Annotated in this window: 15 protein-coding genes; 9 read left to right on the forward strand and 6 right to left on the reverse strand. The window is 63.8% G+C overall.

The window, feature by feature from the left end; all coding sequences use genetic code 11:
* Positions 1–86: 86 nt before the first annotated feature.
* Together LDN85_RS03245 and LDN85_RS03250 are read right to left on the reverse strand one after the other, a co-directional pair.
* A complete protein-coding gene (locus tag LDN85_RS03245) occupies positions 87–521 on the reverse strand; it encodes a hypothetical protein (RefSeq protein WP_223944579.1) in 435 nt (144 codons plus the stop codon).
* Between the two features lie 88 nt (positions 522–609).
* Positions 610–1,215 carry a TasA family protein gene (locus tag LDN85_RS03250; RefSeq protein WP_223944580.1) on the reverse strand — a complete coding sequence of 202 codons (606 nt, stop codon included), beginning with the start codon at positions 1,213–1,215 and terminating at the stop codon, positions 610–612.
* A gap of 258 nt (positions 1,216–1,473) precedes the next feature.
* Between LDN85_RS03250 and LDN85_RS03255 the strand changes: the two genes are divergently transcribed.
* The 7 genes from LDN85_RS03255 (at position 1,474) to LDN85_RS03290 (ending at position 9,254) form a co-directional block, all read left to right on the forward strand.
* Complete coding sequence (locus LDN85_RS03255) at positions 1,474–1,929, forward strand: DUF1801 domain-containing protein (protein WP_026548339.1); 456 nt, start codon at positions 1,474–1,476, stop codon at positions 1,927–1,929.
* 357 nt (positions 1,930–2,286) lie between these two features.
* Positions 2,287–3,333 carry a saccharopine dehydrogenase gene (locus tag LDN85_RS03265; RefSeq protein ID WP_223944581.1) on the forward strand — a complete coding sequence of 349 codons (1,047 nt, stop codon included), beginning with the start codon at positions 2,287–2,289 and terminating at the stop codon, positions 3,331–3,333.
* Positions 3,330–3,944 carry a TetR/AcrR family transcriptional regulator gene (locus tag LDN85_RS03270; RefSeq protein ID WP_223944582.1) on the forward strand — a complete coding sequence of 205 codons (615 nt, stop codon included), beginning with the start codon at positions 3,330–3,332 and terminating at the stop codon, positions 3,942–3,944. Before LDN85_RS03265 ends, LDN85_RS03270 begins: the two co-directional genes overlap by 4 nt.
* On the forward strand, positions 3,941–5,320 hold the full coding sequence (locus LDN85_RS03275; protein ID WP_223944583.1) for an alpha-L-fucosidase: 1,380 nt from the start codon (positions 3,941–3,943) through the stop codon (positions 5,318–5,320). Before LDN85_RS03270 ends, LDN85_RS03275 begins: the two co-directional genes overlap by 4 nt.
* A gap of 625 nt (positions 5,321–5,945) precedes the next feature.
* Positions 5,946–7,397 (forward strand): HNH endonuclease signature motif containing protein, encoded by a 1,452-nt coding sequence (locus tag LDN85_RS03280; protein ID WP_223944584.1) that lies wholly within the window; start codon positions 5,946–5,948, stop codon positions 7,395–7,397.
* A 400-nt stretch (positions 7,398–7,797) separates the two neighbouring features.
* Positions 7,798–8,352 carry a sigma-70 family RNA polymerase sigma factor gene (locus tag LDN85_RS03285; RefSeq protein WP_223944585.1) on the forward strand — a complete coding sequence of 185 codons (555 nt, stop codon included), beginning with the start codon at positions 7,798–7,800 and terminating at the stop codon, positions 8,350–8,352.
* The gene (locus tag LDN85_RS03290) at positions 8,349–9,254 is read left to right on the forward strand and encodes a hypothetical protein (RefSeq protein WP_223944586.1); all 906 of its coding nucleotides are present in this window, start codon (positions 8,349–8,351) and stop codon (positions 9,252–9,254) included. Before LDN85_RS03285 ends, LDN85_RS03290 begins: the two co-directional genes overlap by 4 nt.
* Before the next feature lie 179 nt (positions 9,255–9,433).
* Here LDN85_RS03290 and LDN85_RS03295 read toward each other — a convergent pair whose 3' ends face one another.
* The 4 genes from LDN85_RS03295 to acs are packed head-to-tail and all read right to left on the reverse strand — an operon-like array spanning position 9,434 to position 14,662.
* The gene (locus LDN85_RS03295) at positions 9,434–9,928 is read right to left on the reverse strand and encodes a CoA-binding protein (protein WP_223944587.1); all 495 of its coding nucleotides are present in this window, start codon (positions 9,926–9,928) and stop codon (positions 9,434–9,436) included.
* Positions 9,925–11,334 (reverse strand): O-acetylhomoserine aminocarboxypropyltransferase/cysteine synthase family protein, encoded by a 1,410-nt coding sequence (locus LDN85_RS03300; protein WP_223944588.1) that lies wholly within the window; start codon positions 11,332–11,334, stop codon positions 9,925–9,927. Before LDN85_RS03300 ends, LDN85_RS03295 begins: the two co-directional genes overlap by 4 nt.
* Positions 11,334–12,539, reverse strand: coding sequence for a dimethylsulfone monooxygenase SfnG (gene sfnG, locus LDN85_RS03305; RefSeq protein WP_026548330.1), 1,206 nt, complete (start codon positions 12,537–12,539; stop codon positions 11,334–11,336). The genes LDN85_RS03300 and sfnG overlap by 1 nt, the downstream gene beginning before the upstream one ends.
* Positions 12,536–14,662 (reverse strand): acetate--CoA ligase, encoded by a 2,127-nt coding sequence (gene acs, locus LDN85_RS03310; protein ID WP_223944589.1) that lies wholly within the window; start codon positions 14,660–14,662, stop codon positions 12,536–12,538. The genes sfnG and acs overlap by 4 nt, the downstream gene beginning before the upstream one ends.
* A gap of 217 nt (positions 14,663–14,879) precedes the next feature.
* On the opposite strand from acs, the gene LDN85_RS03315 reads away from it, so the two are divergent.
* Positions 14,880–15,305: a CoA-binding protein gene (locus tag LDN85_RS03315; protein ID WP_026541791.1), complete on the forward strand. Its 426-nt coding sequence runs from the start codon at positions 14,880–14,882 to the stop codon at positions 15,303–15,305.
* 84 nt (positions 15,306–15,389) lie between these two features.
* Entirely contained in the window at positions 15,390–16,277 is an 888-nt protein-coding gene (locus tag LDN85_RS03320; RefSeq protein ID WP_223944590.1) for a polysaccharide deacetylase family protein, read from the forward strand.
* Positions 16,278–16,282 lie beyond the last annotated feature (5 nt).

The following is a 16,282-nucleotide window of genomic DNA, read 5'->3' on the forward strand; positions in this document are numbered from 1 at the left end:
GCGCTTCCCAAACAGGCCAACGGCCCCGATACGCCATCTGCATAAGCGTGTCGGGGCCGTTGGAGTTTTTGGTGTCCCAGGGCGGTTCAGCAGCTCAGGCTGCCTTTGAGGACTTTGCCCGTCCAGGTGTTGGTGGTGCCGGGGACTTTGTAGTAACCGCGGATCTCGTAGCTCCACGTTCCGATGATCTCGTAACCCGATGTGTAGGTCTTGCCGGCGGCCTTGCTCAAATCACCCGTGAATTCGAGGTTCCCCGAGCGGTCGAAGATCTTGACATCGTGGTAGTTCGCATTGGTCACGGCGCTGAAGGAATTGACCGTGATGGTGGCGCGGATACCGAACGAGCATGCCATGGATACGTTCGCTGCGGCCGGGGCCGCCAGGCTGGCGGCGCTGAACTGCGGGGCGGACTGTGCGGTACCAGTGAACGCGGCGAATGCGGCTGTGGGTGCCGCTGCAAGGCCCAGGACGACGGCGGCGGCGATCACCAGGGTGCGCAGGAAGCCTTTCCGCGGTGTCATGGTGATCGTTCTCCTTGCCTGTGCTTGGTGGTGGTAGAGCTGGGGTTTGCCGGGTGCTGCTGGGTGTTCTTGGTGTTGCTGGTGGGTGTTATTTGGTGGTTTCGGTGCGTTGGGTGCCGGTGAAGGAGAAGGCGAGGGTGGAGGTGGCGCCTTGGAAGGTGTTGTCTGCGGTGGCGGGCAGGGTGGTGGTGACTTTGAGGTTGTCGGTTTTGGTGGAGGTCAGGGAGGTCAGGTTGTTCAGGACCTTGTTCGCTGTGATGACCGGGCCGTTGGCCAGGACGGTGGTTTTGGTTCCGGCGCAGGTGTAGGGCGCTGCGGTACCGGTCCAGGCCACGGAGCAGTTCTCGATGCTCAGTTGCAGGCCGTTGGTGGGGTCGGTGGTCAGCAGGGAGGCGGTGGCGCCGGCGGAGGTGGTGAGGGTGACGTTGTTCAGGTCGGAGTTGCCGGTGTTGGCCAGGGTGACGAGTTTTTCGGTTTTGTCTCCGGGGAGCATGCCGGTGACCGGGACGTTGAGGGTGTTCGCGGCTCCGGTGCCCAGGGCGATGGTGACGGTGCCGGCGGTGACGGCCTGGGAGGCGGAGGTCGAGGAGGTGAAGGCACCGTAGGTGCCCATTCCGGCGACGGCGGCTGCGGTGCCGACCAGTGCGACGGAAGCGAGGATCTTGCCGGAGGTGGTCTTGAGGCTGATGGCCATGGGAATCAGTGTCCTTTCGGTGGGCCACCGTGGGACCGGCCGGCCTGTTCTTTGGTGTCTGCCTGACTGGCTGACAAGAACTACTGTGCCGGGGCAGGATCAAGAACAAATCCTGCAAACCCGCAACACTTCCTCAGGAAAAACTCAAGACTCCCGCACCGCCCCAAATGAGCAGTTTTGGAGAAGCCCGCAGCTCCGGGGCGCCGTAGTTTTGGAGTATCCAATCACTATCGAGCAGTACGCGAAGAGGAGCCCGCCATGGCTGAAACAGGAACCACCAACAAGACCAAGTCCTACGACGGTTTTTCGGAGGAAGAGCGCGCCGCAATGAAGGAGCGTGCGCAGGAACTGAAGAAAGCCCCGCGCAAGAAGGCATCCGCGGCGGACGGAGAAGCTGACGTCCTGGCCAAGATCGCGGAGATGCCGGAGGCGGACAAGGTCATGGCGGAGCGACTCCACGCGATTGTCAGGGAGCACGCACCGGAACTCACGCCCAAGACCTGGTACGGGATGCCTGCCTATGCCAAGGACGGGAAGAACATCGTCTTCTTCAAGAGCGCCGACAAATTCAAGAGCCGTTACGCCACGCTCGGCTTCGAAGAGAACGCCACACTCGACGACGGCGACATGTGGCCCACCTCGTTTGCCGTCAAGGAGATCACCCCGGAGGTTGAAGCGAAGATCGTGGAGCTGATCAAGAGGGCCGTGGGGTAGCGGGCCTCCAGCGCGTCGCGCCTTGTGCGTTGCGCCTAGACGCCCCGCCTAGTGCGTTGGGTCCGGGTGCGGCGGCATCGGCCCGGGGTCCGGAGCGGGGGACGGCCCGGGAGTGGGGTTTGGATCCGGAATGGGGCTGGGCGGGAACGGTGTGGTGGGGTCAGGCGGCGGTGGCACCGGCCCTGGATCCGGGGGAAACGGCTCGGGCTCATGTGTTGGCGGAAGGGTCATGATCTCTCCTTGGCGCACTCAGGTGTCTTGCTTCGGGCAGATACCGGCAGCCTACTCCGGGCGGCTCGTCAGCTGTAGGTCTGGCTGAATGCATATTTCTAGGTCATATGACCTAGAATCAACATCATGAATGATCTCCTAGAACTTGATCCCCTCGGTCCAGTGCTGATCGTGGGCGGCTACGGCACAGTTGGCACGGCACTCACGCATCTCGCCGGGACGCAGTGGCCGCTGCTCCTCACCGGCAGGAACCCGGGCCGGGGCAGCCACCTTGCGGGCGGAAACGTGACGGTTGAAAGGTGGGACCTCGGCCAGCCGGAACCCTTCGCAGCAAAAGCCAGGGCCGTCATCAGCACCGTCAACGACCCTGACGACAGAGTGCTCCGCGCAGCCGTCAGTGCCGGAATTCCCTATGTTGACGTCACCCGATGGACCAGCCGCGTCACCAGGGCCACCGCGCAGGCAACACTTATGCGTCCCACTGCTCCGGTCCTGCTGAGCTCGGGCTGGATGGGCGGGGTCGTCAACATCGTGGCAGCAGCTCTGGCCCAGGACGCCGGCGGTGGGGACCAAATCGACGTCGCCATCCGCTACGACATCAACGACACCGCTGGAGTCGATTCCGTCGACTTCATGGACAGGCTGGGACTGGACTTCGAAGTACGAAAAGGCGGTAAGGCCGCCGTCGTGCGTCCTCTGGGCGATACCCGCTGGGTGGACATCGCCGGGCACCGCACCAAAGTGGCCAGGCTCGACACCCCGGAACAGTTCACCCTCCCGCTCACCCTCGGCGCCGGTTCGGTGGCCACCAGGATCGGTTTCAGTTCAAAGACATCCACGACGGCGCTGCTCGCCGCCGGCGCGGTGGGACTGTTCCGTTGGGGGAGCGGTGAGCGGTGGGCGCCGCTGCGGCGTTCCCTTTTGTACTCGCCCGGTGCGGGCGGAACCGCCCACATCCGAGTCGATGTGAATGGGCCAAAAGGGCTGCGAACGGCCGTCATTTCAGACCCGCAGGGCCAGGCACATCTGACCGCGTTGGGCGGATTGCTGGGGCTGCACAACGTCCTGGCGGCCGGGGCCACACCGGGAGTTTCGTTCCCGGAATCGGATAAGGATCCGGGCGCTTCCCTCGCCAAGCTTGAAACGCACGGTGTGACAATATTGAGGTCATGATCGAAAGCAAGGGCGCCCTGAGAAAGGCGGCGCTCCTTGACGCCGCTGAAGAAGTGCTGGTCAGCAAGGGCAATGCAAACGCTGCAATGCGGGACTTTGCCGCTGCCGCCGGGGTGCGGATCGGACATTTGCAGCACTACTTTCCAACCCGTTCCGACCTCCTCCGGGCTGTCCTTGAGCGGGCCTTGGAACGCTCACTGCGGCGGCTGGAGGATACGGCCGGATTCGAGCTCAGCTCCGATGCGACAGGCACAATCTCCCGCGAGGATTCCCATCGACTGCTCACAGCGCTGCTTCAGGAGCATTCCGCGTTGGCCGAGGTGAGGATGCACCTTGAGATCTGGGCGCTGGCGGCCTCGGATGAGCACGCGGCCGGTGCTTTGCGTTCTTTTTACGCCCAGTACACCGGGCACGTAGAAGGCGTGGTCAGGCGCGGAAGGCCGGAGCTGCCGGAGTCCTCACCCAATGGGGTGGCGGCCGCGATCGTCAGCCTCTTTGAGGGAGCAGCCGTCACCCGATCCGAGATCGCCGGGTTGCGGACTGCCTCCGGTGACGAAGCCATCATCCGAACCGCACAGTGGTTGATCCACGGACAGGAAACCGCCCAGTGACCCTCCTGACGCCCACTCCCGCACAGCTCCGTTGGCAACAACTCGAATTCGGCGCCTTCATCCATTTCGGCATTAACACCTTTGCCGGCAAGGAGTGGAGCGACGGAACCCTTCCGGCGTCTTTGTTTAACCCTGAAGGGCTCGACGCCGGCAGCTGGGTCCGCACGGCAAAGGAGGCCGGCGCGAGGTACTTGATCCTCACAGCCAAGCACCACGACGGATTCTGCCTCTGGCCTACTGCCACCACTGACTACTCGGTGGAGTCGTCCCCGTGGCACGGTGGTTCCGGCGATGTCGTCCGCGAGGTTGCCGAGGCCTGTGCAGAACAGGGCGTAGGACTGGGCCTCTACCTGTCGCCTTGGGACCGGAACGCGGACTGCTACAGCGACCCGGCAGCGTATGACGACTTCTACGTCCAGCAACTTACGGAGCTCTGCACCGGCTATGGGCCCCTCATGGAGTTGTGGTTCGACGGTGCCGGGTCCGTGGGACGGGAGTACGACTGGGACCGGATCATCGGCGTCGTTAAGGAGCATCAGCCCGACGCCATGATCTTCAACATGGGCCAACCCACCATCCGCTGGGTGGGCAACGAGAACGGCCTGGCGTCGGACCCCGTGAACTATGTGGTGGACCGAACGTCCGATACCCAGTACACCGATTCCACCTCGGGGCTGCGGACCGAACACTATCTGCCGCCGGAGTGCGATGTTTCACTCCGTCGCGGCTGGTTCTGGCACCCGGACGATGAACCCAAATCCACGGAACACTTACTCGCCATCTACTACCAATCGGTGGGAATGGGGGCGAACCTCCTGCTGAACCTGACGCCGGACACCCGTGGGCTCATTCCTGAGCTGGATGTGGCGAGGCTCCGGGAGTGGAAAGTTGAGCTGGACCGTCGCCTTTCCGGCGCTGTTGAGGCAACCGTGGAACATCACGACGGCGGCGCGACCCTGACCTTTCCCGCTGCGGTGACGTTCAATCACCTCGAGCTGGTGGAGGACCTGGGGTCGGGGCAGCGGATCACACAGCACGAGGTGTTTGCTGGTGGTGTTGGTGATGGGGTTGTCTTTGCTGGTGATGTTGGTGATGTTGGTGATGGGGGTGTCCTTGTTGAGGGGAAGACGGTAGGCAACCGGCGCATCCACCAACTGCCCGTTGTCACCGCAAATAGGTTGCACGTGAAACTTTCTGGAGCGGGCGATACCGGAGCTGATGGCGGTCTTGCCAGCAGTGTTGCCCGCAGTGTTCCGGGCGGGGCCACGGGCGGCGGGGGAAGGCTCAAGTCGGCGCGCGTCTACACCGGAGCCCTGGATGCTGGAGTGCCCACGATCCCCGAAGGATACGAGGCCCCCACGGACGCGCCGGACTAGCGTTCCCGCCTTCTTTGGAAGGTTCGTGGGTGTGGGGTTCTCAATGCTTCGCCGGCCGGGGCATCCCAGTGGTGCCTGTTGTGCAGGCGGGGGCGACCCAACGGTGCCCGCGCTGCGCCCGGCATTTTCCTCGGCCCGGGGTGTCGCTCAGCCAGGGACCATTGCGGCCCAGGGGCTTCTCCGGATGGTGCGAGCTCAGTCTCTGGCGGCCGGTCTAATAATGTCGGTGCCTCTTGCGAGAGTTGGGGCATGAAGCATCTTGGGGAAGGGCGGGCACGGGCAGCGGTCTCTGTTATGCCTGCTGTGCTTGGTGTTTCCTCGGCCCGTGGTGTGGCTCAGCCCGGGACCATTGCGGCCCAGGGGCTTCTCCTGATGGTGCGAGCTCAGTCTCTGGCGGCCGGTCTAATAATGTCGGTGCCTCTTGCGAGAGTTGAGGCATGAAGCAGATCGGGGAAAGGCAAGCACAAGCAACGGTGTCTGTTATGTCTGCTGTGCTTGGTGTTTCCTCGGCCCGTGGTGTGGCTCAGCCAGGGACCATTGCGGCCCAGGGGCTTCTCCTGATGGTGCGAGCTCAGTCTCTGGCGGCCGGTCTAATAATGTCAGTGCCTCTTGCGAGAGTTGGGGCATGAAGCAGAGCGGGGCAAGGCAAGCACAGGCAACGGTGTCTGCTGTGCCTGCTGTTTCCTTGTCCCGTGGTGTGGCGCAGCCCTTGTCCCGTGGTGTGGCGCAGGCCGGGACCATCAGCGGTGACCTTATTGGTCAGTTGCGGGTGCTGGAGGAGATGAAGTCGGCTATCTCCGGTCTGCAGGCGCAGATTGCTGTGGCCTTTGATCTGGCCCAACGCGCTGAACAGGCCCAAGCGGGAGTACCTGCGGCCGAACGTGGCAAGGGTGTTGGTGCGCAGGTGGCGTTGGCGCGTCGGGAATCACCGAACCGCGGCTCACGGTTGTTGGGACTTGCCAAAGCCCTGGTGACGGAGATGCCTCGGACCCTGGCGGCGTTGAACAAAGGCCTGCTTAACGAGTGGCGGGCCACGCTGCTGGTCAAGGAAACAGCCTGCCTGTCCGTGGAAGACCGGGCCGCGGTGGACGCCGAACTCGCCCCCGACGCCGGGACGTTCGACGGCGCCGGAGACAAAGCCATCATCGCCGCCGCGAAAGCTGCCGCGTACCGCCGTGACCCGCGGTCCGTGGCCCAACGCGCCAGCCACGCCGCCACCGAACGAACCGTCAGCCTCAGACCGGCACCGGACACCATGACCTATCTGACCGCGCTGCTTCCGGTCGCCCAAGGCGTGGCCGTGTACGCGGCACTGACCCGGACCGCTGACTCTGCCCGGTCCCGCGGTTGGGACGCAGTATCCGGCAGTGGCGCAGGATCCGGCAGTGCTGCCGGCCCTGGGGGTGGCACGGGCTCCGGGGGTGCTGCCGGGTCCGGGAGTGTCCCGACCCGCGGACAGATCATGGCTGACACCTTGGTCCAGCGCGTCACCGGCACCCCGGGCGGGATCTCCGGGGTTGAACTTCAAATCGTCATGACCGACCGCACCCTGTTCCAAAGCGATTCCGAACCGGCCAGGCTCCACGGCTACGGCATCGTCCCCGCACCCTGGGCAAGAACCCTGATCGGCGCAGCAGAAGGGACACCAGCACGAGGTGCCCCCGCACAGGACCTACAGCCGGCACCCGAGCCGGACCAGGAGTTCAAGGTCTGGCTCCGGCGGCTCTACACCGCACCCGAAAGCGGTGAGCTGCTGGCCATGGACTCCAAAGCCAGGCTCTTCCCGCACCGGCACCGACGATTCATCGAAGCCCGCGACCATACCTGCAGGACACCGTACTGCGACGCGCCCATCCGGCACATCGATCACGTCGTACCGTGGCACTCCGGCGGGGCCACCACCCTGGACAACGCAGCAGGGCTCTGCGAAGCATGCAACCACACCAAAGAAAACCCCGGCTGGGCCGCCACACCCCTACCCGAAGACACCCACACCCTGAGTATCAGCACCCCCACCGGACACACCTACCAATCCAAAGCCCCACCACTACCCGGACACCGACCCTCCAGAACATGATGAAGCGCAGTTCGCGCTATTGAAGTGCTACTCGCGGCTGCCCTCATGCCGATGCGCCGGGACACGTTTCGGGGCCTTGCGCCTGTTTGTGAAAACACTGCACGGGGTGCCGGCGGGCTGCCGTGAAGCACCCGGCAAAAGTTTTCAAAAAAAGTTTGTCACCGCCGTAACCCTTTGGGTTGTCCCGTCGATTACGTCTGTGAAAGGGCCGAGCTGGAATTTGTCCCCCATCATGTTCCAGCTCGGCTCTTCCTTGTCCACAGCAGTTTTTCCGGACAAGCGGGTCTTCCCTGGGGATGACCCGTCATAGCAGTTACCCTTGGTGGGGTCGTCCGTCGTACACGTCGGGTGACCTGGCTGGAAAGCCACGGACCTGCCGCCGATCGAAAGTCCCACAACTGTGACTGACGCGTTGACCGACGAAGCGCTGCATGCGCTCAAGGGCAATACCGCGGAGTTGTTCAGCGCCGTTTACCAGGCCTACGCGGGCCAGGTCCTCGGATACCTGACAGCCAAAGGCGTGCCTGATCCTGAGGCAACTACACAGGACGTGTTCCTGGCGGTGTTGCCCAGGCTTGATGACTTGGATGGTGGGCTCAACGGCCTGCGGACCTTCATCTTCTCGGTGGCCCATGCACGCATGGTGGATGAGCACAGGAAGCAAAGTCGAGCACCAATCCAGCACGAGTTCGAGCCTGAGCGGGACACCCGCGAATCGAGCTCCGCAGAGGCCGAAGCGCTGTCCAGGCTGGCGCCGTCTGAGGTCGCCGCACTTCTGGACAACCTGGGTGAAGACCAACGGGAGGTCCTGAATCTCCGCATCGTGGCCGGCCTGACGGTTGAACAGGTGGCCGACATCATGGGGAAGTCAACTGGCGCAGTCAAGCAATTACAGCGCCGGGCCCTCATAACGCTCCGTGAGCATTCGGTAGTAAAGGAATACGTGTCGCCATGACATTCAGGGATACAGAACGCGAAGAGATCGTGGACGAGCTCCTGCTCGACGCCGATCTTGCCGATGCTTCGGACCTCCGGCAAGCGCTGGTTTCTCTGGGTGCCTTCGCCCACCTTTCGGCCCCCGCCCCCAGCCCGGAACTCGCTGCCATGATCGCCGGCCCCCACGACGAACTCTCCAAGCGCCGTTGGCGCCACCAGCACCGGACCGCGGTGGTCAGTATTGCTGTGGTGGCTGCTATGGGGCTTGGGGTCAGTGGCGTTGCCGCCGCCAGCTCTGGTTTCACCCGGAACCCGTCCTTCATTGACCAGCTCATCAGCAACTTCCAACCCCGGTCACCAGCAGCGGCCCCGGAAATGCCCCTGCCCGACGCCCCCAGGGTCAGTACGGAACCGGCCCCCGCCCCGGATCCTGCGTCTGCTTCAGATCCCACGTCAGTTCCGTCGGACTCAAAGACACAGTCAATTCCCGTGCCCACGGCAGCGCCCACTGATAATCAGGCACAGGCACAGGCACAGGCACAGGCACAGGCACAGGCACAGGCACAGGCACAGGCACAGGCACAGGCACCCGTGCCGGCAGATCCCTCGCAGGAGGCAGCGAACCGTGCCGTGCCGAAGCCTGGCCTGCCAAACAATGCCAACCCCAACCCTGTCCCGCCACACCAACTACTTCAAGGCCCAGACCCCGAGCCCCAGCCACGATTGAACCAGGTCACTCGCCGAGGCGCGGAGGCCACTAAGGCGGAAACACCAAAAACCGACGCCGGGAAGCCAGCCAAGCCCGGGACCAACGTCAAGCAAGGGCCGCAGCTTCCTCCGGTGTCCCAAAAAAGTACAGAGGAACAGTTCCAAGCCGCGATCGACGAATGGAAGAAGCGGCTGAAGCAGGGTCACCGCTAGGCGCCTTGGCGCGTGGCTCCGGCCGTAGGCCAGAACTTGGCGCGTGGCTGCGGCCGTAGGCCAGAACTTGGCGCGTGGCTGCGGCCGTAGGCCAGAACTTGGCGCGTGGCTGCGGCCGTAGGCCAGAACTTGGCGCGTGGCTCCAGCCCTACGCCAGAACCCGTTGCGTGGCTCCAGCCCTACGCCAGAACCTGGCGCTTGGAGGAAATAACCCCGGTGTCGAAGCCGGCCAAGTGGAGGCCGCCGTGGAATCGGGCGTGCTCGATCTTCACGCACCGGTCCATCACCACATGCAGGCCCGCTGCTTCGGCATCACGGGCAACCTCTTCATGCCACGAACCGAGTTGCAGCCACAGGGTCTTCGCTCCCGCCGCGATGGCTTCGTCGAGGACGCCGGGGAGGTCGTCGTGCTTGCGGAAGACATCCACAATATCCGGGGATTTGGGGAGGTCGGCCAGGGAGGCGTACGTCGGCTGGCCCAGGATTTCCTTGACCACCGGGTTCACAAAGTACACCTTGTACCGGGTGGACGACTGAAGGTAGGTTGCCACGAAGTAGCTGGCCCGCGACGGTTTGTCCGAGGCTCCAACGATCGCGATGGACTTCGCCTGACGGAGGAGCGCCAGGCGTTCCGGAGCGGAGGGGCCTTCCCACGTGCGTGCAGCGGTGCTCATGCCTTCACTCCTACTGTTGAATCGCCCGCAGCGTGAATGCCGGCACCCTGGGATTCAGGGGCACCCTGGGCTTCGAGGGCACTGCGGGTTTCAAGGGCCTCATCATCTGCAGAATCGCCCGCAGATTGGGCCTCAGCCAGCGCCTGGTCAAGGTCCCAAAGGATGTCCTCCAGGTCCTCCAAGCCAACTGAAATACGGACCAGATCCTCCGGAACGCCTGCAGACTCCAGCTGTTCGGCGCTGAGTTGCTGGTGCGTGGTGGAGCCAGGGTGGATCACGAGGGTTCGTGAGTCGCCAACGTTGGCCAAGTGGGAGGCCAGTTGCAAGGACTCAATGAACTTTTGCCCGGCAGCACGGCCACCCGCAACACCGAACGAGAACACCGATCCCGGCCCCTTGGGCAGGTATTTGCGGGCCCGTTCAAAGTGCGGGTGGGACGGCAGACCGGAGTAGTTCACGTAGGCCACGCGGGGATCTGCGTCCAGCCACTCCGCCACGGCCTGGGCGTTCTTCAGGTGCTCGTCCAGTCGCTGGGGGAGTGTCTCAACGCCCTGCAGGAGCTGGAATGCGGATAAGGGAGAGAGCGCCGGACCGATGTCACGCAGGTGCTCGCAGCGGAGTTTGGTGAGGAAACCATACTCACCGAAGTTGCCCCACCACGAGACGTTCCCATAGGACGCCACGGGCTCGGTCATCATGGGGAATTTACCGTTGCCCCAGTTAAACCGGCCGCTCTCCACAATGACACCGCCCAGGGTGGTGCCATGGCCGCCGAGGAACTTCGTGGCCGAGTGGATCACAATGTCGGCGCCGTGCTCAAACGGCCGCACGAGGTAAGGCGTGCTCAAGGTGGCGTCAACCACCAAGGGGATACCGGCGTCGTGCGCTACCTTGGCCAGCCCCGCGAGGTCCTGGACTTCCGAGGACGGGTTGGCCACCACTTCGACGAACAGTGCTTTGGTGTTTTCCTGGATGGCCGCAGCGTAGTCCGCGGGGTCGGTTCCCGGCACGAACGTGGTGTCCACGCCGAAGCGCCGCAGCGAAACGTCCAACTGAGTCACGGTGCCGCCGTAGAGCTGCGAAGCGGCCACAATGTGGTCACCGGATTGCGTCAAGGCGGCAAAGGTGATGAATTCTGCGGCCATGCCCGACGCCGTTGCTACCGCCCCGATTCCGCCCTCAAGGGATGCGATGCGTTCTTCGAAAGCCGCGACGGTGGGGTTGCCGATGCGTGAGTAGATGTTGCCGTACTTCTGCAGTGCGAAGAGGTTGGCGGCGTCGTTGGTGTCCTTGAAGACAAACGACGTGGTCTGGTAGATGGGTACCGCGCGGGCGCCGTGCTCGGCGTCGGGGGTGCCGCCGGCGTGCAGGGCGCGGGTGCGGAAGCCGAAAGTACGGTCAGCCATCAGACGGCCACCGACTCTGCGACAGGTGTGGAGGCGACGGGTGTGGAGGAGAGGTCCAGCTCGGTGCCGTTCCTGCGTGCGAGGTCGGCTTCGAGTTCGCGGACGATCGGGAGGATGTCCTGCCCGAACGCGGCGATCTCTTCCTGGAAGTGCAGGTAGCCGGTGAGGAACAGGTTCACGCCGATCTTCTTGTATTCCACGATCCTCTCGGCGATCTGCTCGGGCGTGCCGATCAGCTGGGTCTTGAAGCCGTCGTTGTACTGGACCAGGTCCTCGAAGGTGGAGTCGGCCCACATGCCTTTGCCGTCCTTGGTGGACGCGCCGGCTTCCTGCACGGCATCGCGGAACCCCTGGACTGCGGGCTTGTGTGCTTTCTCCACGATCTCGCGGAGGGTATCGCGGGCTTCCTTCTCCGAGTCGCGGGCAATCACGAAGCCGTTGAGCCCAAAGCGCGGGGCGGCAAGGGCCCCTTCGGTGCCGCGCTTCGTCTCGCCGGACGCTGCAACTACGCCGGCAATGTTGTCCTTGAAGCCCTCAAGGTCCTTGCCGTTGGAGAAGTACCAGTCCGCTACTCGACCCGCGGTGGCCTGTGCCGCCGTCGAGTTTCCGCCGAAGAAGATTTCCGGGTGCGTCCGGCCGGGAACGTCAACGGGTGCCGGGTTCAGGGTGAAGTCGGTGATGTTGTAGTACTTGCCGCCTTGGCTGTAGCCCTGTTCGGTCCAGAGGCCCCGGAGGACGTTGATGAATTCCTCGGTGCGGACGTAGCGTTCGTCGTGCTCCAGCCATTCGAGGCCGAAGTTGATGAACTCGCTCTTGAGCCAGCCGGAGACGATGTTGACGGCGGCTCGACCATTGGAGATGTGGTCCGCGGTGATGATGTACTTGGCCAGCACACCGGGGTGCCACATGCCCGGGTGGACGGCGGCTATGACCTTGAGTCGCTCCGTCGCAGCCAGCAGTGCAAGGCTGAAGGACGTTGCTTCGTGCTGCTTGTCCGCACCGTAGGAAGCCGCGTAACGGGTCTGCGTGAGCGCGTACTCAAAGCCGGAGTTCTCGGCGATCTGTGCCAGCTTCTTGTTGTAGTCGAAGTCCCAGCCGGTGCGCTGCTCGATGGTGGACACCACCAGGCCGCCGGAGACGTTGGGAACCCAGTAGGCGAATTTGAGCGGCTCGGAGAGTCGGGCGACGTTGCTGATCTCGGTCATGAATTTTCCTTTACTAATGCCCGCTCGCGCAGGACGTCCTGGATTCCGGCAATCGCCGGTTCGTTCTGGAGCGAGGTGGTATCGCCCAGGGCGGTTCCCTCGAACAGTTGGGTCAGCAGCCGGCGCATGATCTTGCCGCTGCGGGTCTTGGGTACGTCGGCAACCACGACGACGTCGCGCGGCTTGGCGATCGGGCCGATCTCCTTGGCAACGTGGTTGCGGAGGTCGTTGGTGACGTCCGCAGCCGGCCCGCCGGAGGCGTCGCCGTTCGCGGCAGTCACGGCATCGCTGCGGAGGACTACGAACGCCACCACTGCGTGCCCGGTTGTGGGATCGGCGACGGGACAGACTCCGGCCTCCACCACGTCCGGGTGGGAGACCAGTGCGGACTCGATCTCGATGGTGGACAGCAAGTGGCCCGAAACATTGAGGGTGTCGTCCACGCGCCCGAGGATCCAGATGTCGCCGTCGGTGTCGTATTTTGCACCGTCACCGGCAAGGAACCAACCCTGCTCCGGGTACTGGCTCCAGTAGGAATCGAAGTAGCGGCGCGGGTTGCCCCACACGGTCCGGGCGATAGCGGGGCCGGGGCGGTCCACCACGATGAAGCCCTGGACGCCCGGTGCTGAAAGTACCCCGGCCTCGTCCACTACCCGCGTGCTCACACCCGGCAATGCACGTGCGGCGCAACCCGGCTTGAAGTCCGTATCCGTGGGCGAGGGCGACATGATGCAGGCGCCGGTCTCGGACTGCCACCACGTATCCACCATGGGAGTGGTGCCGCCGCCGATGTTGTCGCGGAGCCAGCGCCAGGCTTCGGGATTGACCGCTTCGCCCACGGTTCCCAGGACACGGATGGACGAGAAATCGTAGCTGTCAGGGACGCCGTCGGGAAACCAGCCCATGAGGGACCGTACCAAGGTGGGAGCGGTGTAATACTGGGTGACCTTGTAGCGCTCGATGATCTCGAAGTGACGGCCCGGGTGCGGGGTGTTGGGTGTGCCCTCGAAGATTACCTGCGTCACGCCGTTGGAGAGCGGCCCGTAGATCTCGTACGTGTGCGCCGTGACCCATGCGAGGTCAGCGGTGCACCAATGGACGTCACTGTCCCGCAGGGCCGGATCCGGGTTGCTGAAGAGGTACTCGAAGCTCCAGGACGCCTGGGTCAGGTAGCCGCCGGAGGTATGGACCAGGCCTTTCGGCTTTCCGGTGGTCCCGGAGGTGTACATGATGAACAGGGGAGTCTCGGCGTCGAAGGCTTCGGGCTCGTGAACGTCGGAGGCGGTGCCCACAGCGTCGTGCCACCAGACATCACGGCCTCCTTCCATGGGGACGGAAGCGAGATCCCCGGCAGGGGTGGTCCGGTTGATGACCAGGACGTGTTCGATTGCGTTGTCACCGGCGACGGCGGCATCTGCGTTGTCCTTGACGGGCACGGCAACCCCGCGACGGTACTGCCCATCCGTGGTCACCAGGAGTTTTGCCCCGGTGTCCTCCACCCGGAACCGCAGCGCCTCTGCGGAGAATCCGCCGAAGACCAGTGAATGGATCGCGCCGATGCGGGCCACAGCCAGGGTGATGATCACGGTTTCAGGAATCACGGGGAGGTAGATGACCACGCGGTCACCCTTGGTAATGCCCAAATCCAGGAGGGCATTGGCCGCTTTGCAGACTTCACGCTGCAGTTCGGCATACGTGATGGCGCGGCGGTCACCGGGTTCGCCCTCGAAGTACAAAGCCACCTTGCCACCGCGTCCGGCCAGCACATGCCGGTCCACGCAGTTGTACGCAACGTTCAGCTTGCCGCCGTCGAACCAGCGGATCTCCGGGCCGTGGCCCGCCTCGACGTCCACCGGCTTCCAGCTATGCGCTGTGTGCCAAGGCGCCGCCCAGTGCAATCGCCGGGCCTGCTCTTCCCAGAAATCCACTGCGGACCCGGCTTGGTCGAAACTGCCGTGACGCGCCCGCCCGCCGGAACCGGCGCCGTGCACAGCGCCGTCCGCAGGCTCAGTCGAGGACCATCCCGAAGAGCCAAGAGAGGAACCGGGCGCGTCAAGCAGCCCTGCTTCGGAGGCCGTCGCGTCCGAAGTGGATTGTGAAATTTTGGGTACGGCAGAAGTCATGCGTAATCTCCATGCCTGGAATTGGCGCAGGGCGGGTCAAGGGATGGTCGCCCTTGGGTCCGCCGGGATGGTCGAAGTCCACTCAACCGGATCGATCATTTCGCTCCTAATTGGCCGGTCTCGATGCGTAATATTCAGCGGCTAAGCAGCTTGGGTGCAAAAAGATGCAGATTATTCGGCAAAGCCGCTCACTGGCGGGCGGGAGTAGGCTTGGGTCATGATGCATGTCAACGATCCGGCGGTAGTGGAACGCTTGATGCGAACAAAAGGTACCTGGGCCATCGTTGGCCTCAGCACCAACCAATGGCGCTCCGCTTACGACGTCTCCCTCTACGTCCGGGACAAGATGGGCATGGAGATCATCCCCGTCAACCTCAAAGGGGAGGACGTCCACGGAGAGAAGGGGTACAAGACCCTTGCCGACATCCCGGAGTCAAGGCACCCGATTGACGTTGTGGACTGCTTCGTCAATTCCCAGCGGGTTGGCGCGGTGATCGACCAAGCCATTGCCATCGGCGCCAAGGCGGTGTGGCTCCAGTTGGGCGTATTCGACGACGAAGCCACCCAGCGCGCCAAGGACGCGGGCCTGGAAGTGGTAGTGAACTCCTGTCCGGCACGCGAAGGCTGGCACTACGGCTTGTGATTCCGCGCCTTGTTCCTCTGTTAGATTGCACCTGAATCATTTTTTGAGTCTTGGGGGACAGCCATGCCGGGCGGCCATTCTGCGGTGCCACTTTCCACTCCCAGCAGACGGGCGGCCTTCGGACTCCTGGGTGCGTCCATGGTGGCCGGCCTGGCTGCCTGCACGCCGCCTGAAAGCACCCCACCTGAAGGTTCGACGCCGGTGCTGACGCCCAGTGGCGCTGCCGCCTCGCCCGAAGCGCCGGGTCCGAATGGTGCGCTGGCCGTCGGAGGCGAGATTCCGACGTCGTCCGCTACTCCCACACCAACTGCCACACCAAGCCCGACCCCGGCCAAGCGCATCCGGCGCACCTTCATCCCGGACTACCAGCTGCCGCCGATCGTGGGCGGATTGGCGCCCGTGATTACCAAGATCGAGACCAAGCACCCGGTGGTGTTCCTGACCATCGATGATGGCAACATCAAGTCGCCGGAGTCGGTGAAGCTGATGGCGGAGTACGACTACCCGGCCTCACTCTTCCTCACCAGGGACACGGTGGCCGACAACCCGGCCTTCTTCAACGCGTTCAAGGCCCAGGGCAGCTTGGTTGAGAACCACACAGTCAGCCACAACATCAACATGGTCCGGCAGTGGGGTTACCAGCAGCAGGTGAACGACATGGTGGGAATGCAGGAGTACGCCTTCGCGCACTATGGCCGCCGACCCACGTTGTTCAGGCCGCCGGGAGGTGCCTACTCCACCGTGATGCGCCAGGCCGTTGCGGCGTCGGGCATGAAAGCGATCATCACCTGGGAAGCGAAGGCGAACGCCGGGAAGATGGACTACCAAGTGGGCAACTCCTTGCGCCCCGGCGACATTGTGCTCATGCATTTCCGTGCTGAGTTTGCCGCAGACCTCGCCGCTTTCCGGGCCGCGCAGTTGGCTGCGGGACTGGAAGTGGTGCTGCTGGAGGACTTCCTGGGGGTTGAGTAGGCTCG

Source organism: Arthrobacter sp. StoSoilB20, assembly GCF_019977295.1.
In the GTDB taxonomy this organism is placed as follows: Bacteria; Actinomycetota; Actinomycetes; order Actinomycetales; family Micrococcaceae; genus Arthrobacter; species Arthrobacter nicotinovorans_A.